Origin of the sequence: Olivibacter sp. SDN3, from assembly GCF_014334135.1 — a bacterium.
GTDB lineage: Bacteria > Bacteroidota > Bacteroidia > Sphingobacteriales > Sphingobacteriaceae > Olivibacter.
Genome location: NZ_CP060497.1, coordinates 3914050 through 3937379, shown reverse-complemented (window position 1 = coordinate 3937379; position 23330 = coordinate 3914050). Strand labels below are relative to the sequence as shown.

The 23330-nt window shown below is 38.9% G+C and carries 20 protein-coding genes; 9 read left to right on the top strand and 11 right to left on the bottom strand.

The features are described from left to right. Positions 1 to 23 precede the first annotated feature (23 nt). Entirely contained in the window at positions 24 to 467 is a 444-nt protein-coding gene (locus tag H8S90_RS16325; protein ID WP_187338915.1) for a hypothetical protein, read from the top strand. Positions 468 to 541: 74 nt separating this feature from the next. Beyond that, positions 542 to 1168 carry a LysE family translocator gene (locus tag H8S90_RS16320; protein ID WP_187338914.1) on the top strand — a complete coding sequence of 209 codons (627 nt, stop codon included), beginning with the start codon at positions 542 to 544 and terminating at the stop codon, positions 1166 to 1168. A gap of 18 nt (positions 1169 to 1186) precedes the next feature. Here H8S90_RS16320 and H8S90_RS16315 read toward each other — a convergent pair whose 3' ends face one another. After that, positions 1187 to 4249, bottom strand: a complete 3063-nt coding sequence (locus tag H8S90_RS16315; RefSeq protein ID WP_187338913.1) for an SbcC/MukB-like Walker B domain-containing protein — start codon at positions 4247 to 4249, stop codon at positions 1187 to 1189. Continuing rightward, on the bottom strand, positions 4246 to 5469 hold the full coding sequence (locus H8S90_RS16310; protein WP_187338912.1) for an exonuclease subunit SbcD: 1224 nt from the start codon (positions 5467 to 5469) through the stop codon (positions 4246 to 4248). The genes H8S90_RS16315 and H8S90_RS16310 overlap by 4 nt, the downstream gene beginning before the upstream one ends. 689 nt (positions 5470 to 6158) lie before the next feature. Between H8S90_RS16310 and H8S90_RS16305 the strand changes: the two genes are divergently transcribed. The 4 genes from H8S90_RS16305 (at position 6159) to H8S90_RS16290 (ending at position 10304) form a co-directional block, all read left to right on the top strand. Next, a complete protein-coding gene (locus H8S90_RS16305; RefSeq protein WP_187338911.1) occupies positions 6159 to 6992 on the top strand; it encodes a sulfite exporter TauE/SafE family protein in 834 nt (277 codons plus the stop codon). A 2-nt stretch (positions 6993 to 6994) separates the two neighbouring features. Then, positions 6995 to 7381, top strand: a complete 387-nt coding sequence (locus H8S90_RS16300) for a DUF1634 domain-containing protein (RefSeq protein ID WP_187338910.1) — start codon at positions 6995 to 6997, stop codon at positions 7379 to 7381. 67 nt (positions 7382 to 7448) lie between these two features. Next, positions 7449 to 8426, top strand: coding sequence for a D-glycerate dehydrogenase (locus H8S90_RS16295; protein WP_187338909.1), 978 nt, complete (start codon positions 7449 to 7451; stop codon positions 8424 to 8426). A gap of 117 nt (positions 8427 to 8543) precedes the next feature. After that, positions 8544 to 10304 (top strand): aromatic amino acid hydroxylase, encoded by a 1761-nt coding sequence (locus H8S90_RS16290; protein ID WP_187338908.1) that lies wholly within the window; start codon positions 8544 to 8546, stop codon positions 10302 to 10304. A 4-nt stretch (positions 10305 to 10308) separates the two neighbouring features. Here H8S90_RS16290 and H8S90_RS16285 read toward each other — a convergent pair whose 3' ends face one another. Both H8S90_RS16285 and H8S90_RS16280 read right to left on the bottom strand, forming a co-directional pair. Then, positions 10309 to 11193, bottom strand: coding sequence for a flavin reductase family protein (locus tag H8S90_RS16285; protein ID WP_187338907.1), 885 nt, complete (start codon positions 11191 to 11193; stop codon positions 10309 to 10311). 3 nt (positions 11194 to 11196) lie between these two features. Then, a complete protein-coding gene (locus H8S90_RS16280; protein WP_187338906.1) occupies positions 11197 to 12192 on the bottom strand; it encodes a fumarylacetoacetate hydrolase family protein in 996 nt (331 codons plus the stop codon). 308 nt (positions 12193 to 12500) lie between these two features. Between H8S90_RS16280 and H8S90_RS16275 the strand changes: the two genes are divergently transcribed. Then, positions 12501 to 13661, top strand: coding sequence for a homogentisate 1,2-dioxygenase (locus H8S90_RS16275; protein ID WP_187338905.1), 1161 nt, complete (start codon positions 12501 to 12503; stop codon positions 13659 to 13661). A 58-nt stretch (positions 13662 to 13719) separates the two neighbouring features. Continuing rightward, a complete protein-coding gene (hppD, locus tag H8S90_RS16270; RefSeq protein ID WP_187338904.1) occupies positions 13720 to 14850 on the top strand; it encodes a 4-hydroxyphenylpyruvate dioxygenase in 1131 nt (376 codons plus the stop codon). 68 nt (positions 14851 to 14918) lie between these two features. On the opposite strand, the gene H8S90_RS16265 is transcribed toward hppD, so the two are convergent. From H8S90_RS16265 to H8S90_RS16255, 3 genes are all read right to left on the bottom strand, one after another. Continuing rightward, positions 14919 to 15116 carry a cold-shock protein gene (locus H8S90_RS16265; protein WP_187338903.1) on the bottom strand — a complete coding sequence of 66 codons (198 nt, stop codon included), beginning with the start codon at positions 15114 to 15116 and terminating at the stop codon, positions 14919 to 14921. Positions 15117 to 15469: 353 nt separating this feature from the next. Beyond that, positions 15470 to 16105 carry a peroxiredoxin gene (locus tag H8S90_RS16260; RefSeq protein ID WP_187338902.1) on the bottom strand — a complete coding sequence of 212 codons (636 nt, stop codon included), beginning with the start codon at positions 16103 to 16105 and terminating at the stop codon, positions 15470 to 15472. A 161-nt stretch (positions 16106 to 16266) separates the two neighbouring features. After that, positions 16267 to 17760 (bottom strand): gluconokinase, encoded by a 1494-nt coding sequence (locus tag H8S90_RS16255; protein ID WP_187338901.1) that lies wholly within the window; start codon positions 17758 to 17760, stop codon positions 16267 to 16269. A 270-nt stretch (positions 17761 to 18030) separates the two neighbouring features. Between H8S90_RS16255 and H8S90_RS16250 the strand changes: the two genes are divergently transcribed. Further along, positions 18031 to 18825, top strand: coding sequence for a DUF3050 domain-containing protein (locus tag H8S90_RS16250; protein WP_370525652.1), 795 nt, complete (start codon positions 18031 to 18033; stop codon positions 18823 to 18825). Here the strand turns inward: H8S90_RS16250 and H8S90_RS16245 are convergent. The 4 genes from H8S90_RS16245 to H8S90_RS16230 form a co-directional block, all read right to left on the bottom strand. Further along, positions 18822 to 19583: an MBL fold metallo-hydrolase gene (locus H8S90_RS16245; RefSeq protein WP_187338900.1), complete on the bottom strand. Its 762-nt coding sequence runs from the start codon at positions 19581 to 19583 to the stop codon at positions 18822 to 18824. The two genes, H8S90_RS16250 and H8S90_RS16245, sit on opposite strands and share 4 nt — an antisense overlap. Further along, positions 19580 to 19789 carry a hypothetical protein gene (locus tag H8S90_RS16240; RefSeq protein ID WP_370525651.1) on the bottom strand — a complete coding sequence of 70 codons (210 nt, stop codon included), beginning with the start codon at positions 19787 to 19789 and terminating at the stop codon, positions 19580 to 19582. Before H8S90_RS16240 ends, H8S90_RS16245 begins: the two co-directional genes overlap by 4 nt. A gap of 131 nt (positions 19790 to 19920) precedes the next feature. Next, positions 19921 to 20571 carry an outer membrane lipoprotein carrier protein LolA gene (locus H8S90_RS16235; RefSeq protein WP_187338898.1) on the bottom strand — a complete coding sequence of 217 codons (651 nt, stop codon included), beginning with the start codon at positions 20569 to 20571 and terminating at the stop codon, positions 19921 to 19923. A gap of 74 nt (positions 20572 to 20645) precedes the next feature. Then, a complete protein-coding gene (locus H8S90_RS16230) occupies positions 20646 to 23216 on the bottom strand; it encodes a DNA translocase FtsK 4TM domain-containing protein (protein WP_370525650.1) in 2571 nt (856 codons plus the stop codon). Positions 23217 to 23330 lie beyond the last annotated feature (114 nt).

The following is a 23330-nucleotide window of genomic DNA, read 5'->3' as shown; positions in this document are numbered from 1 at the left end:
CCGGATAAGCACTTACTGTAAGCATGGACAAAACCTATTATCACCATGAATTGCATATTAATGTAACTTTCGAAAAACAAATTATCCGTATAAAAAACGATATTTATTTTTGGCAATTTCTAAACCAGAATATAGAAAAACGTACGCGCTGGTTGGTGCAAATGATTAAAACTGACTATTTAGATATTTTTGGAACCCCACTAATCATTGCCGACCAATCGTTTGTCTTAGAGATCTGGGGCCATGTATATATCGAATACTATATGCTGAAAATCAGCCATCTACTAAAGCTATACAATAACAAGGTGCTAAAGCGAGTCAGTAAAAGCTCCCAAATAATCGATTGTGGTGAAAAAGAAAAAGACACTAATCGAAGGCTATGGGATATATTAGCTCCACTTGAAAAGATCATAGCGATGTTATTGCCCAAGTATATTGCCAAAAGTGGGTTGATATCTAGAACCTAATGTTGTACTTCCAGCCAAAGCTTTCTATATTTGCGGCTGCTACCAATTTTTTCCGTTAATATATATAACTATTTATGGGGGTTATACATTTACAAGCTTTCCTAATTACCATGATGGTATTTACGGTAACTCCGGGTGTAGATACGTTCTACATTTTAAACAGATCTGTACAACAGGGTAAAGCAGCCGGTGTTTATTCAACACTGGGTATCGTTACCGGATTGTGTATTCATATTTGTCTAGCCACATTTGGTCTATCTGTAATCTTAGCACAATCGGCCATAGCGTTCACCATTTTAAAATTTGCTGGCGCGATTTATCTACTTTATTTGGGAGTAAATAAAGTATTCGAAAAAGAATCTTCTGCCCAAAAGATAAAAGGTTACAAAAATGAATCATTAAAAAAGATTTACACCTCGGCTATCATTACCAATCTTTTTAACCCAAAAGTAGCCCTGTTTTTTCTTGCTTTCTTTCCTCAATTTATCGATTCAGCTCAAATTAATAATCCCCTGCCCTTCATATTATTAGGCACTGTAACAGTTGTAATAACCTTAATATGGTTCACCTTACTAGCTTTAGGAGCTTCAACGGTTACCCATAAACTAAAAAAACACACTTCATTTCACAAGTGGTTTAGTAAAATTTCGGGACTTGTATTTATTACATTAGGACTAAAAATAGCATTTAGTAAACAATAAAAGATTACTCCGAAAATGCTATAACTCCCAGTTGCCTTTGATCTGTGTGCCTGTAAAGGGATTATTCTCTACTTTCAAAAACACATCGATTTCCTGTTGCAGGTCCTCTACATGGGAAATGATGCCTACGACGCGGTTTTCTTTCCTTAAGGATTTTAATGTATCAAAAGCTATTGATAAGGATGCACTGTCCAGGGAACCAAAGCCTTCATCCAGGAAGAAGAAATTTTGTTTCGACTTATGCTGTTGCTGAACAGATTCTGCCAACGCCAACGCCAGTGAAAGCGATGCCTGAAATATTTGTCCGCCTGACAAGGTTTTTGCTAAACGTACTTTCCCATCGTTTAAATAGTCTCTCACTTGAAATTCATTCCTTTCGTTAATTTCTAATTTAAGTTGTTGCTGGGTGAGCTGGTAAAACCGCTTGTTTGCTGCATCGCATAATTGTTGTAAATAGACTGATGAGAGATAACTCACAAAGGCACTACCTTTAAACAAATTCTTCAAAATATGAAGACTTTCAGCTCGCTCCTGAAGTTTTTGCAAATCCTTCTGTAAAGATTGCTTTTCCGTCAGCAGTTTTAATAAACGCTCTTGATTAGCTCGATCTGCTACATACCGCTCGTGTACCGCTACTACTTCTTTTTTAACCGCATCAAGGGCCTCTTCATATGCTGAAAACTTTTCCTGATCAAATGACTTGCCTTCGACTTGCGTTTGGAGTTTATGAAGCTGTTCCTTTAAGTTGAATAACTGTTGAAAAAATCTTTCGATATTCTTTCTCAGATCATCTGTCACTATATCAGAACCCAGCAGTGTTTTAACCTCTTCTATATAAGTAAACTTAGAATTATAAAGATTAGATTCCACTTTCTCTTGCACAAAATCAAGACGCTCCTTTTCTGCTTCCATATTGTCAACAACGTTGCTAAGCCTAGTTTCAAATGTCACCTTCAGCTGTTGTTGCTCTTGTAGTTGGCGCTGTAAAAACTCATGACGCTCTATGATACCATCGATTTCAGCATGTATATCGGTTATCTTTTGTTCCATATCCACTATACTACTGTTGGCTAAATCCTCCAGCTTTAATAATTTAAGCTGTTTAACCAACAGTTCTAAACTGCCCGATTTTGCTTGATGTTCATGCTCAATCTTTTTAACGGCCGCATCATATGCATCACGATCTGCCTCTGCTTTTTTCAGCGCAACTTCACTTTCATTTATCTCCTGTTCAATAGCCGTTATTTCTACATCTAACCGTTTATATGCCTCCAATTGTCTATCAACAGAGGCCGCATCATGTTTATCATAGGCCGACCAAACAAAGGCATCTAAATGTTCCTGTAAATGTATGCTGGTGGCATCCTGCTTCTCTTGCGCTTCTTGCTGTCTTTTTAAAAGATCTGTTTTCTTGATTTCGAGCACGTCGAACTCGCGCGCATTCGACAGACTTTTTTGCAATATCATTTTTAAATCATCAAATTCCTGATCCGCCGCTACCAGTTGAGACTGGACATTATCTAATCGCAAAATATTAGGATGATCAACTGCCCCACAGAGCGGACAAGCTTCGCCTCTATGCAAGGCAGCAGTGAAATCGCTCAACTTCATCTGAAGCTGCAAATGAGTGATAACCGTAGTTTTCTCTTCCAGCTGTTTTTCAAAACCTGCAATCTTTTCTTGAAGTCCTTCTTTTGACCACGCTTCACCAGACAAGTCCGCGCTCGAAAAGAGTTCATTTATGGCAATATCCGTCACTTTTATTTCCTCTGTTAAGCGGTCTAAGTCTCTTGTCTGCTCTTCCTTATTCTTTTCCAAATGCTCGCGTCGCTGAAACCAGGTCTTTACATCTGCAAGCTGAGATACATCAGGTTTTTCAACTCTTTTATTCTTAAGCCTTTCTCTTAGCTGAAAAATAGTTTTTTCATAGTTTAACTTCTCCTTTTGGGCCGTATTTACAAAATGTTTTCCTTTTTTAATACGGTCGTTCAATTTTGCTAAGGCTTCAGTTATTTCGGTAATGGATATCCCTTTTTCGTAATCGCTGCGCTTGTCTTTCAATTTGTCCAAATTATGGTATTTCGTTGACAAGGTTACAAACTCCTGCTGCAGCTCCATAAGCTGTGTGTCACATATTTTAAGCTTATGTTCATACTCCAATAAACTCTCTTTTCTTTTATTGATTCCATGAACCAATTCGTCCATCCGCATTAAATCAGCTTTAAAATATCGTTCGCAATATTCGTAGTCGGCTAATTTATCTTTTTGTCGGTTATACTCAATTGATTTTGCCTCCATATCACGGTAAACCTCTTCAGTATCAGCTAACTCTCTAAACAATTGCTTTAACGTCTCTTGCTCTTTAAGTTTGGACTCGTGGGTAGATAAGCTTGTTTTTAATTCATCCAGCTTTGTTTGTAACAAACGTAAATGTTCTTCTCCCATTGTAATGCCTTCTGCTGTAACCGAATCAAAAGAACTCAGTTTGCCCTGCAATAGCTGCAGTGAAGCATTATTTTTTTTCTCCAAAGACGCAGCTTGATGGAAAAACTCATACTTATCCAGTTGAAAAATATCTCTCAACATGTCTGTACGCGATTTATCCGTAAGTTGAAGAAATTCCTGAAACTTACCTTGGGGGATAATAATGGTTCTTCGAAAATTATCGTAGCTTAATCTTAAAACATGCTCAGCGTTAACCTGGGCAAGTGGTTGCCACACTTCTCCCGTCCATACATAAGCCGCCCGATCGAAAGTGTTTACCTTATCAAACTTTTTCCCATGCCTCTTCCCTTTTACTACAAATCGGTATCTCTTTTCATCAAAATTGTCAAAAACGAAATCAATCAACAGCTCATCCGATTTCAGATTCATCATATTATAGTTTCTATCATCTCTGGTATTTAGCCTTTCTGTTTCGCCATATAGCGCAAAAGATATCGCTTCCAATATAGATGATTTTCCCGAACCCACAGTTCCGAATATTCCAAATAGCTGTCCTTCTATTAGTCGATCAAAATTAATCGTTTGCTCTTTCTGGTAAGAAAAAAGCCCTTTAATGGTTAATGAAATAGGTATCATTCTTCAATTTGTTCTGCTCTAACTTCCTTAAATAAGGCTAAAATTTCCGGATTGGGCTGTTGTCCAGTTCTATGTGCAAAATATTGCTTAAATAACTCATCTACACTTTGACTGAGGTCAATAACTTCACCCTCCTTCGTAAATGTTTGTCCGTTTCGTACTTCAGGAATGATGGCCACAATACCTCCATGGGTCTGTAATAACAGCCTACGCTCTTCCGCTCGCATAAAATCATCACTAACCATAGTAAGTTCCACCCACGCATCTAGATGTTGACTTAACCATGCTATTGCGGTCTCGGATGTCTCAAATCGCTTTCTATACAAAGGTTTACCAGCACTAATGGCCAAACGCTCAAATTTCGCAGCTCTACCTGGTTCTACATCAACCAATACGGTATATTTTTGTTGTCCGGCCTCTGCAAAACTATAGCTCAACAGGCTACTGCTATATACAATGGGCATACGTGCCTTATCTATTTCCTGATAGCGATGAAGATGACCCAAGGCTACGTACTGAAGCTGCTCAGGTAGGTTTTCACTATAAATAGCCTGGGCGCCACCGATATGCAGTATAGGTTTTTCGTCTGCCGGTTCCTCTGGTCGAGGTTCTCCTTTTTTCATCATGAAAAGATGGGCCATTAATATATTTACACCTGCTGCATCACAATACTTATCCGCCAACTGGCGCCAGTGTTGTTCTAAAAGTAAACGTAACTCATCTTCTTCATTCTTTGCTCCTAGATAGGTCTTCATGCGATACTCATTTGCATAGGGTGTAAGCAGTAAACGCAACGGATAGTCATATTTCGGAAGCTTTAATTCCAAGTAACCAGGTTCGCTATGCGACACGTAAATACCGCTACCCACTTCCCCTACTGCTACGTGAGCATGAGGGTACCCGGCGAAAACAATTCCACAGGCCCGAGCCAGGGAATCTGGCGCGTCGATTCTGTCAGGCGAGTCGTGGTTCCCGGCAATAGCTACTACTGCACGCTTTCCGCCGCTGGTAAGCAACTTCAAGCTTTTATATAAAAGTTCTATTGATTCTGTTGATGGATTATATGCATCAAAGACATCGCCAGCCACCAATACTACATCAATCTCATGATCTTCCGCTACCTGTATGATTTCGTCAAGCACCGCCTTTTGCTCTTCCAGTCGTGAAAACCGGTCTAATCTTTTTCCTATATGCCAATCAGCAGTATGTAATATTTTCATCAGAATAATTATTGATATGACTATTGTTTTATAACGACATCAATGAGGCCGCCTCCTTATATTTTTCCTGTAATAGCAATGAAGCTTGCATGAGCTGCTTTTTTATCTGTTGCTGTTCTTTCAATAACGCACAAAAAAGCCCTTCAGTTATTTATTCCCTCCAGAACGTTAGCTCATACAGGTTCACTGAACATTTTTTAACGCAGATAGTAAATAACGCTATACAATGTATTACTTACATATTAGTGTCATCACCATAGCGTTTCTATTTTATGCATTATAGTAATTATATATAATAAACGAAAATTCTCGCGGAGAATTATTATCAGTCTCCACAGCAAAAGCCATAAGTTAAATTTATTAACGAACAACTGTCTATATTAAAGCAGCAATAGATCTATATAATCCACTAATTACCTATATATGATAGCTTTAAATAAATTTAATAATATTTTTTTAGTGGTCTGCACGCTTACTACCAATAAATTAGGCAGTTACATTAGCCCTGCTGCTGCCGTTTTGCTCCTCTGCGCTTAATTGTTCAGAATATAATCTATAAAGAGCTATATTTACGCTGTAAAACGACCCCTAATTGACACAGGAGAGACCGATAAAATTTCTTTTATATGTCAAGAATTACGTTCATATAAAAGAAATTTTATCTAAGTTTGGGCCAAAATCAATGCTTGATGACGGTATTAACTTTCACGCTTATTATGTTTCTGGGCGCTTGCTGCGCTGGTTTAATAGGTTCATTAACAGGATTGGGAGGGGGGGTAGTTATCATTCCATTATTAACGGTAGTACTTGGAGTTGACATACATTATGCTATCGGGACGGCACTGGTATCGGTAATTGCCACTTCATCGGGGTCGGCGGCGGCCTATGTGAAGGAAGGTATTACCAATATGCGATTGGGAATGTTTTTAGAAATAGCCACTACCGCCGGTGCTATTGCCGGTGCGCTACTGGCTTCGGTTGCTCCTACCAGTTTTATTGCAATCTTATTTGGTTGCACCCTTATCTTTTCCGCTATTAATTCTTTAACAAAAAAATCAGAGCATCATGTAGAAGTATCCAGCAATTTGGCAAATAAATTAAAGTTACCCAACACTTATCCAACCGCTATAGGCGTCACTTCTTATGGTACTAAAAATGTAATCGGCGGGTTCACCATGATGAGCGTAGCAGGCGTGCTGTCTGGCCTATTAGGTATAGGTTCAGGGGCTTTCAAAGTGATCGCTATGGACAATATTATGAAAATCCCGTTTAAAGTTTCCACCACTACCAGTAATTTTATGATGGGGGTTACGGCAACAGCCAGTGCTGTTATTTATCTGCAGCGGGGTTATATCGAACCGGGTATCTGCATGCCGGTGGTCATTGGGGTATTATTGGGAGCAATGGCGGGAGCCCGTATACTATTAAAGGCGAATCCAAAAAATCTACGATTGTTTTTTGCTTTTATTATTATCGGATTGGCTTTTAATATGATCTATAACGGAATAGTTGGTAATATATAAGTATGGAAAGTAAAATACGTGACCGTGATATACAATACATCATAGGCAACTTGTTAAGATACGGCGTATGGATCGCATTAAGCGTAGCGGTACTGGGGGGTATCATTTACCTTTTTAACCATGAACAGGAAACCGTACACTACGGTACGTTTATCGAGCAAAATAAAACAATTTTTGCACTCATAAGTGAGACTATTAGCGGAACTTTCTCAGGAAGTGGTGATGCCATTATACTTCTAGGGATCATACTTCTATTTCTTACGCCCATTTTAAGAGTATTCTTCTCACTGATTGCTTTCTTTATTGAAAAAGATTACCTATATGTATGTATAACTTTAATTGTGATAGGAATTATCTGCTTCAGCATTTTTTACGGCTTTGCCCATTAGTACATTTTTTATCAAAACCTCTGGCTATTTTTATTGTTATTGGTAAAAAGCTTAAACTTTCTCATGTATGACCGTATTTATTGATAGAATAATCCCCCAACTGGGTATCGATTTGTTAAATGACGCAGGAATCACCTTTGAACAACATACAGAAAACCGTGAGCTATCACAGGAAGAACTTATAGCGCGCTGTAGCAAGCACGACGCTTTACTATCTGCAGGATGGGGCCCACTTGACAAAAAGTTCATCCAAGCATGTAAACATTTAAAAGTGATATCCTTACACTCCGTTGGATACGACCGTGTAGATGTAGATGAAGCTACACATCTAAAAATCCCTATTGGTAACACACCAGATGTATTAAGTGAGGCCACGGCCGACACAGCATTTCTACTCATGTTAACGGTTTCACGAAAAGCACTATATCTTCACAAAAAAATTATAAACGGCCAGTGGGGGTTCAGTCAGCCCATAGATGATCTGGGCGTGTCATTAACCGGAAAGACATTAGGTATATTTGGCTTAGGAAATATCGGTTTTGAATTAGCATTGAAAGCAAAAGCGGCTTTTAAAATGTCGATTATTTATCACAACCGATCACATAATGAGAAAGCAGAAAACGAACTCGATGCTCGTAAGGTTACTTTTGAAGAACTTCTTGAACAAAGTGACGTATTGGCTGCTTTTTCAGCACTTACTCCCGAGACGAAAGACAAATTTAATAAAGATGCTTTTAGCCGAATGAAAAAAACGGCAATGTTTATTAACGCATCCCGAGGGGGCGTACACAACGAGAACGATTTGATTGAAGCACTTAAACAGCAAACCATTTGGGGTGCCGGACTGGATGTGACGAACCCTGAGCCGATGCAAGCCGACAATCCATTATTGTCGATGCCCAGCGTTGCTGTGTTTCCCCATATTGGCTCTGCAACAAAAGAAGCCAGAGACGGTATGGCAAAATTAGCGGCAGAAAACGTAATAGCTGCGCTGAACGGGAAAAGATTACCGCATGTCGTCAACCCAGAAGTCTATACAGAATAAACAAACACACAAACAAACAATAAACAGAATATTAAACTGTACAAAACATTTCCAACCAAACAAAACAATATTAATATAGAAAAAATTGCTAAATTAGTGCAATAAACCAATGCGCTTATGAACACCTACGGCAATCCTATATTAGAACAGCTGCCCAACCATTTAAAACAATATGTTGTAGATCAACATTACGAGCGCTACACACCCGTCGACCAGGCTGTTTGGCGTTACGTTATGCGTCAAAATTATAGCTATCTGAAAGATGTAGCCTACTACCCATACATTCCAGGTTTACGGAAAGCAGGTATAAGCATTGAGGAAATACCTCATTTACAGCAAATGAATGATCATCTTCAACAAATTGGATGGGGAGCAGTTACGGTTGATGGATTTATTCCACCCGTAACCTTTATGGAGTTTCAAGCCTATCATGTATTGGTCATAGCCGCGGATATCAGACAACTGGAACATATTGCATATACTCCGGCACCCGACATCATTCATGAGTCGTCTGGCCACGCGCCGATTATAGCGGAAAAAGCATACGCAGAATACTTAAATTACTTTGGCAAAGTAGGGGCAAAAGCCATGTTCTCCTTTAAAGATTTCCAGCAATACGAGGCCATTAGGAAATTATCCATCTTAAAGGAACAGGCAAATGCTACCGACCGGGAAATAAAAGAGGCTGAAGACCATCTCATAGACGTACAGCAGCATATGGGAGAACCTTCCGAAATGGCGTTGCTTAGTAGACTCCATTGGTGGACAGTGGAATACGGCTTGATAGGCACATTGGAAAATCCCAAAATATATGGTGCCGGTCTGCTTTCATCCATTGGGGAAAGTGTATCGTGCATGCGAGCTGATGTAAAGAAACTTCCATATAATTTGAATACCGTAAATTATCCTTATGATATTACCAAGCCCCAACCCCAATTGTTTGTAACACCAAGTTTTGAACACCTGCTGGATGTTCTTAATAATTTTGCCAATACGATGGCTTTTAGGGTTGGCGGAAAAGAAAGTGTAGAAAAAGCAATCGAATGTAAGAATGTTTGTACGGTAGTTTATAGTTCCGGTTTGCAGATCTCGGGAATATTTGTAAGTGCTAACAACCAGCACAGCCTTACTTATGTGCAAACTAAAGGTCCAACTGCACTGGCAGTCAATAATAAGCAAATTAACGGTCATGCAAAAGAACGACATAGCAGTGGTTTTGGTTCACCTGTCGGCAAGCTCGTGGATCATGAGATTTCGTTGGAAGATTTTACCGATGAGTTACTGCAATCTACTGGCATTATAAAGAATCAAGAAGTACAGCTGGAGTTTACTTCGGGCATTAAGGTGTCTGGTATAGTTAAAAACATACTATACAGGTATGGTAAGATAGTATTGATTTCCTTATCCCAATGCACTGTTCGAAATATAACGGATGAGGCGGTCTATTTTAGGCCCGAATGGGGTGATTATGAGATGGCGGTTGGTGAAAAGATCGTTTCTGTCTTTTGCGGCGCTGCCGATAAAAATGCTTATGAAGAAACCATCATACCGACGCAAACCATCATCCCTTCCCCTAATTACTCAAAAGAAACACAAGCCCTCCATCAGCTTTATCAGCATGTAAGAGATATCCGCACAAATAAATCTCCTATTGATCAACTACCGGTCATTTGGGAAAAATTGTCAACGCACTATCCGAAAGAGTGGTTATGTCCATTAGAAATTTTAGAACTACTTTTGAAACATGACGAGCTTCACGAAATAGCTCATGACATCAAACATTATTTACTCACCAAAGCTACTCAGGAAACCACGTTATCCAAGTTGATACACGATGGCTTACAGCTAGCTGCAAGAAATAACTATTCCACTCATTAATTATTTACAACAGTAACACTTTCCAGGCTTTTTCAACATCTCCTACGTCTAGTAGCTCAGCGGCCTTGCGATGTAAATGAATTTCTAAGGTCGCGCGGTCGCCGATAAATGCGTTCAATAAATCCCTAATCTCAGGTTCAAGTCTCAGTGCGTCTACCTGTTGCTCATTTGGTAGTTGTTCTATATTTCCCAATTGTCCCAAATGGTTTCCTGTTAACACGGTCGATTGGCGAATCTGTCGAGGAACTTGATCGACGCCAATTCCAAGTTTTCTCAAAGGCTTTGCCACTTCAAATAAATTTTGCCGGTCAACACGGCAGTACCAATCACCACCAAGCCTTGCCACCAAATCTAACTTCGCTTGATCTATCTCACCATCTTCGCCGAATACTTCTTCCTTGATATGCATCAAAAGAACTTCAGCCAACACCATATTACCGGCTCCAGGTGTATCTCCAAAAGATATAACATCCTTTACCTTGCACTCCAATTGTACTGGTGATTCAGCTACCCTTGGTGGTCTAATCATAGTAGCAGGTATCGGCGTTAACCCCGCTTTCACGAATTCATCAATACCTTTTCCATATTCTGTACTGGCTAGCGACTGTTGTTGCACTAAATTATAATTCACAATATTGATAACCACTTCAGGCACCTCTTTTATATTTTCCAATGTGTGTTTAGTTGTACCATCACGCATGCGTCTCAGTGGAGAAAAAACACAGATCGCCGGATTATGACTCACAATATTAAAATAGCTAAAGGGGCTCAAATTTATATTTCCTTCCTTATCAATTGTGCTTGCGAAACAGATAGGCCGCGGAGCCACAGCATGTTTTAATATATGTTCAAACGCCACTGAAGATGGTGTTAATGTTTTTATCGTCATTATTTATTCTTTTTTTTTGAATATTCGCAAAGTATTATCTTCTGACACAATTGTATTGGTCAAGACTCCCAATCCGGTCACCTCCAAGGTTACCGTATCATTCGGACATAACCACTGTTCCTTATAATCCGGATTCGCACGCTTGGCCGTTCCATTAATTTCGAGTAAACAACCCGTTCCCACAGTTCCTGAACCTATAATATCACCAGGAAAAAGTGTTGCTCCATAAGAACAACGTTCAATAATTTCGGCAAAGGTCCACTGCATATCACACATGTTACCGTTCGAAATCTGTTCTCCGTTTAACGCGGCGGTCATACGAAGATCAAAGAGCTCTCCTTCATGTCCTAAAGGAGTGTCCAATAAATAGGGTGCCAATTCATCTGGCGTTACGAGCCAAGGCCCAAAGGTGGTAGCAAAATCTTTCCCTTTTGCCGGCCCTAAACTAAGCTTCATTTCTTCCATTTGTAAAGAACGAGCGCTAAAATCGTTCATGATCATGTAACCGGCAATATGCTCCCCAGCATCCTGCGCACTGATATTACGTCCTTTCTTATTTAAAACAACAGCTATTTCTAACTCGAAATCCAGCTTTTGAAAATGATCTGGCATACAAAAGATATCACCCTGACCATAAACTGCCTGATGATTGGAAAAATAAAACACAGGAAACTGATCAAATTCAGGAATCATGTCCAAGCCACGATTTGACCTAGAAGTTTGCACATGTTGTCTGAAAGCGTAAGCATCGCGTACTGAAGATGGGTATGGTACAGGAGCTGATAGACACGCTACGTCTACACTTGGAAAGCGGGCCGGATCTTGAAGAATCTGTTCTTCCACGCGCCTGGCTGCATCCATCATTCGCTCTCCTCCCATCAAAAAATCGTTCATATTAGCCATAATTTGATAATTACATGCATTTAAATCATATATACCATTTATAGTATATAAGCCGATACGATAATGTTTATCAAGCAGAAAAGAAACTATTTTCATTTATCAGACTTTTATATTCGCTGGTCGTTTGTTTTTCAAATCTATGATTTTTACAATAAACTACCTTTTTTAAGCACCATTTTTATTAAATTTGTAAAAACCATTAAAACCTCGCGTATGCTTACCATTGTAAACATATTATCTGGCAATAAAAGCATCGGCAAATCACTGTTTACAAGAGCTTTGCTGGCAAAGATTGTATTTGCACAATACTAACATTTTTGCTCATTAGTTTGCTTCATTAACAAACGTTTTCTTTACCAATTTTTACACCTTTAGACAAGTTAAACACTAAAAACTAATTCATTATGCCTATATATCATCAAGCAGGGAATATACCTACTAAACGACATACTGTTTTTCGGAAACCCAATGGCAAACTCTATGCGGAGGAACTGGTATCCACCCATGGTTTCTCCAGTATGTATTCTTTGGTATATCACTGCCATCCACCTACCATGGTAAAACATATTGGCGAGGCTCAACCCATAGCTCCGAAAATAGCACGCGAAAAACATTTAAAACATACCAGCTTAAAAGGTTTTGAAATAAAGCCAGCAGGAGATTACCTAGAAAGCAGAAAACCAGTACTGGTTAATAATGATCTCTATATTTCTTTAGCGGCCCCTCAGCAATCCATGCATAGCTATTTTTATAAAAACAGCCAAGCTGACGAAATTATTTTCATACATGAAGGTAGTGGCATATTAAAAACCGGCTACGGTGAGATCCCATTTTCGTATGGCGATTACCTCATAATACCTAGGGGAATTATTTATCAATTAGTTTTTAATAATACGGAAAATCGTTTATTCATTGTTGAATCGTTCAGCCCAATACGTATACCAAAACGGTATAGGAATGAATTTGGACAACTTATGGAGCATGCACCCTATTGTGAGCGGGATATTCGCAGGCCACAGAATCTGGAAACACATGATGAAATGGGAGATTTTGAGGTCTTCATAAAAAAGCAAGACCATATATACCCCTATGTCTATGGAACACATCCATTTGATTTTGTTGGTTGGGACGGTTACCATTATCCCTGGGCATTTTCTATTCACGATTTTGAACCAATTACCGGTCGACTACATCAACCGCCCCCGGTACATCAAACTTTTGAAGCCGACAACTTCGTCTTATGCAGTTTTTGTCCGAGAATGTACGACTACCATCCCCAATCCATTCCTGCTCCCTATAATCATAGCAATGTCGATTCAGATGAGGTACTGTATTATGTAGACAGTGATTTTATGAGCCGAAAATCGGTATCTCGCGGACAAATCACCTTACATCCAGCTGGAATACCCCACGGACCACATCCGGGAACAGTGGAAAAAAGCATTGGGCAGCAAAAAACAAAAGAATTAGCCGTTATGATAGACCCTTTCCGACCATTGATGTTAACCGCGGAAGCTATTGCAATCGAAGACCCTAAATACTTTAAATCCTGGAACGAACATTAGATACATGGGTTGGACATACGGTAGACCATGCAAGTGAAATAATAAAGATAAAAAAGATATGAATACACCAACATTTGCTGAGAAAATAGCAAAAGCGCAAGACTTCTTACCTATTAATGGAACAGACTTTATAGAGTTTTATGTAGGAAATGCCAAACAAGCGGCACACTATTATAAAACAGCATTTGGCTTTCAATCAGAGGCTTATGCCGGACCGGAAACTGGCGTACGTGACCGGGTGTCTTATGTATTGAAACAAGGTAAAATACGATTGGTATTAACATCAGCCCTTCGATCTGATCATCCAATATCCGATCATATCAGAAAACATGGCGACGGGGTGAAAGTGTTAGCATTATGGGTAGATGATGCCCAAAAATCATATGGAGAGACGATAAAAAGAGGTGCCAAATCCTATCAGGCACTAGAAACCCGTACAGACGGATATGGTGAAGTAAAAACAGCAGGAATTTATACTTATGGAGAAACCGTACACCTCTTTGTTGAAAGAAAAAATTATACTGGGACCTTTATGCCGGGATTTACGCCATGGAAAAGCGATTATCAACCATTTGAAAGCGGTTTACTATATATCGATCACTGCGTGGGTAACGTAGGCTGGAATAGAATGAATGAAACAGTTAAATGGTATGAAGAAGTGATGGGCTTTGTAAATATTCTGTCTTTTGATGACAAACAAATCAACACGGAATATTCAGCGTTGATGAGCAAGGTAATGAGCAATGGGAATGGCTATGTTAAATTTCCTATCAACGAACCGGCAGAGGGTATTAAAAAATCACAAATCGAAGAATACCTGGAATTTTATGAAGGAGAAGGTGTACAACACGCTGCACTCGCAACCAAAGACATTTTATATACGGTGAAGCGATTAAAAGAAAATGGTGTTGAGTTTCTAAGCCCTCCCCCCACATCATATTATGAAATGTTGCCAAGCCGGGTTGGTAAAATAGATGAGGAAATCGAATCATTACAAGCTTTAGGTATATTGGTAGACAAAGATGAAGAAGGGTATCTGTTACAAATATTTACTAAACCTCTTCAGGATAGACCTACCCTATTCTTCGAAATTATTCAAAGAAAGGGAGCGCAGAGCTTTGGAGCAGGAAATTTCAAAGCGCTGTTCGAAGCACTCGAACGCGAGCAGGAAAAAAGAGGAAACTTATAGTACTTATTACAAAACAGCCTAACATAAGTTAGGCTGTTTCTGAAGACTAAGAAAAAATAATATATATATTAAACTTTCTTTACATTTACTGCTTGTTGACCTTTTCTGCCATCAGCAACTTCAAACTCAACATCATCATTATCTCTTATGGCATCAATCCCTCCATGCACATCTTTAAAGTGAACAAAAATGTCGGTTCCATCCTCTTGAATGATAAACCCAAATCCTTTTTGGGCATTAAACCATTTAACTTTTCCGGTTTTCATTAATAAAAATATTTGTTGTGTACTAATTTATTGCGAAGCCTATACCTTAATACCCTTGTGAAGTATTCATAATTTAGGAGTCACAAAGTTAATTCTATAAATCTGGGCTTAAAGAAACGGTCCGCATCAACTACCAACAGAAAAAGTCGAACAACTGGCCGCAAAACGGAACAAAGTTTATTTAAACAATACCAAACCTACTATAAAATTTTTAAAATTTCAATTATTGTATAAAAAATTAAAAAAAGCTAACGGCTTTTAGATATTAGCTGTTAGCTTTTCTATTTTAACGTTTACGAACAAGCAACAGTTAACAATTATTAGCTGAACATTGTGAATAAACTATCGTCTCATTACCTATTCGGCTGCGGCGTGGTGCGTAAATAGGATTTTATCTCCGTATAGCCCTTTGGAAATTTCGCGGGTATATCTTCGGTTTTTATCGCAGGCACGACAATAACGTCTTCCCCGTCTTTCCAATCGGCCGGAGTTGCAACACTATAGTCAGCAGTCAGCTGTAAAGAATCAATCACTCGTAAAATCTCTTGGAAATTCCTCCCTGTTGATGCTGGATATGTAATAGTTAATTTAACTTTTTTATCTGGTCCGATAATATATACTGATCTTACAGTTGCTGTCGCAGAAGCGTTCGGGTGAATCATTCCGTAAGCCTCTGCAATCTTCCTGTCCTTATCTGCGATAATCGGAAAATTAACTTCAACATGCTGAGTCTCATTAATATCTTTAACCCAGCCTTTATGATCTTCTATGTCATCTACGCTCAGCGCCAGCACCTTCACATTTCGCTTATCAAACTCCTCTTTCAGAGCTGCCGTTTTACCTAATTCAGTAGTACACACTGGGGTATAATCCGATGGGTGCGAATAAAGCACCACCCAGCTATTACCTGCATAATCGTAAAAATCGATATTTCCTTCTGTTGTAACCGCTTGGAAATTGGGAGCGGTATCACCTAATTGTAGACTCATTATATCCTCCTAGTTTAATTCATACAAAGTATATCAAATTAATCGACTTTTATTGACAATAACAAATTTAAGTCGCTAAATATTTAAGTCGCCTGTTATACTAATGTAAAAACTGCCCATCTAATCTAATTACGTTGTTAACTGCAAAAAAGCCTTATTCATTAGAATTCATCTTTCAATTTGATATATAAGCGTTCGAATACAATAAAATTCTCCATGTAAATTCGATGTCTATCCTGATCGGGGTAAAACTCGGCAATAGGGAAATCACTTTCGTCCCAAAGCTTAAAGCCGTCTATGAGACGTAATGCTTCCATCCCAACAATTGCCGCTCCCATTGCTGAACTTTCCACCGTCCTTTTGACACATACTTTTTTATTGAAAATATCTGATAACATTTGTATCCAAACACCGGAACGGGCAAAACCTCCGCTTGCTAAAAGCAGGTCAATCGCACCAACAGTTTCTTCCAGCGCTTTTCCTATACTATACATACCAAAAATGATTCCTTCCATAATTGCCCTAATGAAATGAGCCTTGCGATGATGCATCTGTATTCCAAAAAACACTCCTTTAGCTTTTGCATCCCAATAAGGGGCACGCTCTCCGGCTAAATAAGGCAGAAAAATAAGGCCTTCAGACCCTGCGCTTATGGTGCTCGCTTCTGCCGTGAGTAAAGGAATAGTAATATTAAGTGGCTGCTCATTATCGGAAATAAATCCATTTTGAAACCATTGAAGTATATTACCTCCGTTATTAACAGCCCCACCTAAAACAAAAATTTCCGGGGAAATGACATAACTGAAAATACGACCTTTTGGATCCGTAGAAGGTTCCTCAGATACGAGACGGATAGCACCACTGGTACCTATGGTAACAGAAGCAAGTCCAGCCGTTACAGCGCCTGCTCCTAAATTTGCCAAGCAGCCATCGCTCCCTCCTACTATGAATGGAACATTATCGTCTATTTGCATGAGATCTGCATAATATGGAACCAGCCCGTGTAAAATATGGGTGATGGGAACCAATGTAGAAAGTTGCTCCGGAGAAATCCCCGCAACTTCAAGCGCAGGAGCGTACCACCGCTGTGTACGTGTTTCTAATAATCCGGTTGCAGATGCTATTGAAAAGTCAATCACGTATTGTCCAAACAATTTAAAGAAAACGTATTCCTTTATGGAAATAAATTTATGTGCGCTATCAAAAGTATCTTTCATATGGACTTGCATCCAACCTATTTTGCAAAGGGGTGACATCGCATGAATGGGCGTTCCAGTGTTCATATAAATATCGTGTCCTATTGAGCTGGCTTTGAGGTCAGCAGCAAAAGGTTCACTTCTTGTATCAGCCCAGATAATACAATTTGTTAAAGGTGTTCCCTTTTGATCTACCACTATAAGGCCGTGCATGGCACTACTGAAACTTACTCCTAACAAAGAGGTCACTGAAAATCTTTGTTTCATTAATAGGCAAACCTGTGTTATACATGTCACCACAGCATCAAATAAACATTCGGGCTCCTGCTCACAATAGGTTGGTCCAGAAGATATAATAGGATACGTTACGCGGTATTCTACCAAGCTTTTACCAAATAAATCAAAAGCAATCGCCTTTGTACTTGAAGTTCCTATATCTACCGCAACTATATATTTCATTTATTTATTTTTAACATTAGCTCCTTAACATTAGCATGAGACTTTTATGTACCAACAGGCTTGTCTCTCCTTATCAAAAGTACCATCAGGTAATAAAAATAAGAGAAATACATCATTTACCGTTCTTTTAGAAAAGAAAAAAACTTTGTGTCCAAGAAGCAGCACCACCAAAAATGTATCAAAGATTATTTTTTTTGACATATTCATTATCCAAAAAACCATTTTCACCAGTAACTTCGCAAAGTTTTGTTCAAACACATATAATATCAAATGATGCAAGAGACGCAGCTGCTAAAATTAGAGCTAGCAATACGACCCTATAAGGAACAAATAGTTAACCATCCATTATACAAAGCTATTAAATCTATAGACGATTTAAATATCTTTATGGAATACCACATCTACGCGGTTTGGGATTTCATGTCGCTGCTTAAGGCTCTCCAACGAAATTTAACCTGTGTAGATCTACCTTGGTTTCCGACAGGTGACGCAGATACCCGATATCTCATTAATGAAATAGTGACGGGGGAAGAGTCTGATATTGACCATAAAGGAAGACGTAAAAGTCATTATGAGTTATATTTGGAAGCAATGGAACAAAGCGGCGCTGATAGAAAAGGCATGTTAGCTCTTGCACAACAATTAAAGGCAGGAAAAAACCTGGAAGAAGCGCTCGAAGATAAGCAGATACCCAACGCTGCAAACCTATTCATCAAGCATACATTCGATACTATCCGAAGTAGTAAAACGCATGTACAATCAGCGGTATTTACTTTTAGTAGAGAAGATCTGATCCCCGATATGTTTATCGCTATTATAAACGATCTAAATGCACAATTCCCGAAAAGTATCAGTATTTTTAAATACTATCTGGAACGACATATAGAAGTAGATGGGGACCATCACAGCAATTTAGCCTTGGAAATGACAAGCAAATTGTGCGGCGACTCGGACGCCAAATGGGACGAGGCCATAACAGGAGTAAAAGAGGCCTTATCTGTGCGTATCCGTTTATGGGATGATGCTTTAGAAGATATCCTGGCAAAAAGAACCGTGGAAATTTAAACTTCCAGCACTAAACCATCATACGCTAAACTCATATTGCTGGGCAGTTCTGTCAACACCTCTTGATGAAGCCCCAGTCGGTGACTAATATGGGTAAAATAAGTTTGGTCGGCATTAATTTGTTTGGCCAAAGCAATAGCTTCGTCCAAAGTAAGATGAGAAATATGTGGTTCTTTTTGCAAAGCATTCAATACCAACACTTTTGTTCCCCGTACCTTTTCCAAGGAAGCATCAGGAAGCGTTTTTACATCTGTTAGATAGGTGAAATCTCCAAATCGATAGCCTTTGATGGGTAACTTGTAGTGCATAACATCAATAGGTTGTACTTGAGCGTCTCCTATAGCAATGAGCTGATTACCTACATCCTTTAAGTTAATTTGCGGTATACCAGGGTATTTGTGTGGAGCAAAAATATAATAAAACTCACGTTTCAATGCGTCTTGCACTAAATGATCTCCATAAACGTCTATCGCCGTTCCTTGAAAATAATTGAATGCACGCACATCATCCAAACCTGCAATATGGTCTTTATGGGCATGTGTGTAAAGAACGGCATCCAAATGCTTTACTTCTGCTCTTAACATTTGATAGCGGAAGTCAGGGCCAGTATCTATCACCAACGTTTTCCCTTGTACATGAATTAAAATTGAGGAGCGAAGACGTCTATTGCGGGCATCATCTGACGTACAGACACGGCAATTACAAGCAATTACAGGTACCCCCTGAGATGTTCCGGTTCCTAAAAATTCAATTATCAAAGCGTTTGTTTTATTGTATAATAAAATTGCTTCTGCTTTTCATCAAGCTTAGAAGTATCTGGATCGATCGTTTTTAGCAAATCAAGCAAAGAATTTATTTTCACTTCAATATTAGAAAATCGATTTACAACAATAACCTTGCTGCTTTGCAACATGCAAGAACCAGTTCTAAAATTACCTTTTTCATAGCGAACTTTATAACCCATACGCTTAAACAAGGCTTCCAGTTTATCTAACGTATTTTGTGTAAAAGGCAACAATTTTAAAACGCTCTAGTGATTGTTAAATATACTATTTTGACTACCAATATTCCTCTAGATAACATTATGAAGTGTAATTATCTCAAATCTACCAATTCCATTCCGGGATAGTCGCCCTTGTCAAATATAAAAGTTTTCGCTGCAAATTGTTGATTAGGGTTTAATTTCACGATGGTATAGGTATACCTTGCTCCACTCTTATCAAAAACAGTGGCATCGTAAATCTGACTAATGGCCTTATCAATTCTCAATCTAACTTTAAAAAACTGTTTTTTACTATCTTCTGGTGTAAGTTCAATGACACTCAATGTCTTGTTGTTAACTTTTTCGTCTTGAGCTGAGGCGTATTTAAAACCTTTTCTATAGAATGTAAAAATATTTGTTGGTGTTAACGATTCTACTTCTTCGTTATTTACATTAGTTAACTGTACTTCCTGTTCTTCTTTTAACACCGTCCATTGTACCTTACCATCTGAAATCATTTCCTGATCCTGCATAGAAATACGGTACCTATTTGATTTCGGTTCTAAAAGCAATTCCCCCTTGTCATTTACCGTTACCTGCTGTTGATGGTTAGTCCCTTTTATAGCAAAATCAATTTTCACCGTACTATACGACTGGTATTTTTTGCTGACAGCGTTTAATAATTTTTGCGCTTCAGGATCATGCTGTGCAAAAGCCATCATAATACAAGAAACCAGTGTTACAACTGAGATTATACGTTTCATCTGTTTATTTTTTTTATCCAATGGTTAAGTACCTAACAAAGGCAGTATCCTTCGAGGATTCATATCCAAATAGATCAAAAATCCTTTTTACCCAAAGTCTCCAAAAACTGTTCCAAGGAATATTCATCCGGGTAAAGTACTTCCCTGGCTTTGCTACCTTCAAAAGGACCTACAATCCCCGCGGCCTCTAACTGATCGATAATACGTCCAGCACGGTTATAGCCCAGTTTTAATTTTCGTTGAATCAATGAGGTAGAACCCTGTTGATGCAACACAATCAAACGAGCGGCGTCTTCAAACAGGGCATCGCGGTCATTGACAAGATCAACGTCCCCTAAACCACTACCCTCTCCGTTTTCATCAATGTATTCAGGAAGCATAAATGCTGAAGCATAACCACGTTGTGCACCAATAAACTCCGATATTTCTTCTACTTCTGGGGTATCAACAAAAGCACATTGAATACGGATCAGATCACTCCCGGTAGAAAGTAGCATATCTCCCCTACCTATCAGTTGGTCGGCACCCCCCGAGTCTAAAATTGTCCGGGAATCAACCTTTGATAGCACCCTAAAGGCTAACCGTGCAGGAAAGTTGGCTTTAATAGTACCAGTGATGATATTCACTGATGGTCTTTGCGTGGCAATAACCAAGTGGATACCCACGGCACGGGCTAATTGGGCGAGGCGCGCGATAGGAGCCTCCACTTCCTTTCCTGCCGTCATCATTAAATCCGCAAACTCATCCACGATAAGCACAATAAACGGCATAAATCGATGTCCATCTTCCGGGTTCAACCTTCTGTTAATAAATTTGTTATTATACTCCCTTAAATTCCGTACCTGCGCATTTTTTAATAAATCATAGCGCTGATCCATCTCCACGCATAGCGAATTAAGCGTATTGATAACCTTTTTGGTGTCTGTTATAATGGCATCTTCCTCACCCGGTAATTTGGCCAGGAAATGGCGTTCGATTGTTTTAAATAGCGACAACTCTACCTTTTTAGGATCTACCAGCACGAACTTTAATTCTGCTGGATGCTTTTTATAAAGTAATGAAGTAATTATCGCGTTAATACCTACAGACTTACCTTGTCCGGTAGCTCCAGCTACCAATAAGTGAGGCATTTTAGCCAGGTCGGCAATATATACCTCATTTGATATGGTCTTACCCAAGGCAATAGGCAGGTCCATATCAGTATGTTGAAACTTCTCAGTAGCCAAAACCGAACGCATGGCAACCATCTCAGGTTTGGTATTAGGCACCTCAATACCTATCGTACCTTTACCTGGCATAGGTGCAATAATACGGATACCCAAAGCAGCCAGACTTAACGCAATATCATCTTCTAAGTTTTTTATCTTCGATATTCTTACTCCCGGCTTTGGTATAATTTCATAAAGCGTAACGGTCGGACCGATAGTAGCCTTTATTTTATCAATTTCGATATTATAATTGGCTAAGGTATCTACAATTTTATCCTTATTAGCCTCTAATTCTTCGTTATTAACCACAATCTTGCCCGACCCATAATCTCGTAAAAGATCGAGGTGAGGGTGTTGGTATCCCGAGAGATCTAATTTTGGATCGTACTGACCAAACTGTTCCACTAAGGTATCCGCTGCCGTTAATGTCTTTTCTTCCTTAACCTCCTCCACCATTAGATTAGGCGTCTCCTTTACCGCGTTCGACGGTGTGCTTTTCTTCGGTTCTTCCGCTTCCGATGGCATTGCTTCAAACTCAAAAGAAGGGCCTTTCTCTGGTTCAGCTGGCTCTTCGGTTGCACTTTTCGGTTTGACCGCTAAGTTCTGCGACAGTCTTTGTCCATCTTCCTCGATAGCTTTTTCTTCATTTTTCAATTGATTTCGATGAAAATCTGTCTGTTGATCCTGTTCTTTTACATCCATATGAATCTTTTCATCTTCCGAATCCAAAACTTCTCCATCCTCTTCATGAAGCATTACTTTCTTTTGCCGTTCTGGTAGCTTAAAATCAATATTAAAAGCAATTATCAATACTGTTAAGCCAACAAATAATAATAAACCACCAACGCCTGCCGAACCAATTTGGGCTTCTAATATCCTATTCGACCAAAACCCAAATGATCCCTCAAGAAAATGAGGATAATCTGTTATAAAACCATGAAAGAAACCAATGGTAACCGAAATAAAGAGCAAGAGAAAAAAACCATAGCTAAAAGTTTTATCTAAAGGCAATAATTTCACTTTAAACAACAATCGATAGCCTATCACAAAAAAAACACCAATAAACAAAAAAGAAGCTATGCCAAACCATTCAAAAATGAACTGATGAGCTAATAATGCTCCCAATTTCCCGAGCCAATTCTCCACCATTGCTTCCTTGAAGCCCAATATTTCCAATTCCTCACGTGTCTTGAACAAAGTCGACCACCCACCGTTAGCTGCAGAAACATAACTTTGGTCGTTTTGCCATGTAAACAGATAAGAAGTAAAAGCTATCAAAAAATAAAGTGATAACACCAAAAAAAACAGTCCTGCAATTTTTACCGCTTTACTTGTTTCAAAGTTTACTTTCTTTGAAAACAAACCTCCTTCACTTGGTTTTTCCTTGCGAGGCGATCTGGAAGAAGCCGAGTTTTTAATTTTCGCTTCGTTTCTCATCGCACTGGATCTAAACTGATTACCTTTTAAAGACATTAATCTATAATAATTCGTTGGTACAAACTTATGGATTTTTTCGGACGAAGAACCATTCCATTATTTAAAAAAATATCA

Bases quoted from the DNA above. Each gene is read 5' to 3' on its own strand.
- H8S90_RS16325 (WP_187338915.1), top strand. From the start codon at position 24: ATGGACAAAACCTATTATCACCATGAATTGCATATTAATGTAACTTTC.
- H8S90_RS16320 (WP_187338914.1), top strand. From the start codon at position 542: ATGGGGGTTATACATTTACAAGCTTTCCTAATTACCATGATGGTATTT.
- H8S90_RS16315 (WP_187338913.1), bottom strand. From the start codon at position 4,249: ATGATACCTATTTCATTAACCATTAAAGGGCTTTTTTCTTACCAGAAA.
- H8S90_RS16310 (WP_187338912.1), bottom strand. From the start codon at position 5,469: ATGAAAATATTACATACTGCTGATTGGCATATAGGAAAAAGATTAGAC.
- H8S90_RS16305 (WP_187338911.1), top strand. From the start codon at position 6,159: ATGACGGTATTAACTTTCACGCTTATTATGTTTCTGGGCGCTTGCTGC.
- H8S90_RS16300 (WP_187338910.1), top strand. From the start codon at position 6,995: ATGGAAAGTAAAATACGTGACCGTGATATACAATACATCATAGGCAAC.
- H8S90_RS16295 (WP_187338909.1), top strand. From the start codon at position 7,449: ATGACCGTATTTATTGATAGAATAATCCCCCAACTGGGTATCGATTTG.
- H8S90_RS16290 (WP_187338908.1), top strand. From the start codon at position 8,544: ATGAACACCTACGGCAATCCTATATTAGAACAGCTGCCCAACCATTTA.
- H8S90_RS16285 (WP_187338907.1), bottom strand. From the start codon at position 11,193: ATGACGATAAAAACATTAACACCATCTTCAGTGGCGTTTGAACATATA.
- H8S90_RS16280 (WP_187338906.1), bottom strand. From the start codon at position 12,192: ATGAAAATAGTTTCTTTTCTGCTTGATAAACATTATCGTATCGGCTTA.
- H8S90_RS16275 (WP_187338905.1), top strand. From the start codon at position 12,501: ATGCCTATATATCATCAAGCAGGGAATATACCTACTAAACGACATACT.
- hppD (WP_187338904.1), top strand. From the start codon at position 13,720: ATGAATACACCAACATTTGCTGAGAAAATAGCAAAAGCGCAAGACTTC.
- H8S90_RS16265 (WP_187338903.1), bottom strand. From the start codon at position 15,116: ATGAAAACCGGAAAAGTTAAATGGTTTAATGCCCAAAAAGGATTTGGG.
- H8S90_RS16260 (WP_187338902.1), bottom strand. From the start codon at position 16,105: ATGAGTCTACAATTAGGTGATACCGCTCCCAATTTCCAAGCGGTTACA.
- H8S90_RS16255 (WP_187338901.1), bottom strand. From the start codon at position 17,760: ATGAAATATATAGTTGCGGTAGATATAGGAACTTCAAGTACAAAGGCG.
- H8S90_RS16250 (WP_370525652.1), top strand. From the start codon at position 18,031: ATGATGCAAGAGACGCAGCTGCTAAAATTAGAGCTAGCAATACGACCC.
- H8S90_RS16240 (WP_370525651.1), bottom strand. From the start codon at position 19,789: ATGGGTTATAAAGTTCGCTATGAAAAAGGTAATTTTAGAACTGGTTCT.
- H8S90_RS16235 (WP_187338898.1), bottom strand. From the start codon at position 20,571: ATGAAACGTATAATCTCAGTTGTAACACTGGTTTCTTGTATTATGATG.
- H8S90_RS16230 (WP_370525650.1), bottom strand. From the start codon at position 23,216: ATGAGAAACGAAGCGAAAATTAAAAACTCGGCTTCTTCCAGATCGCCT.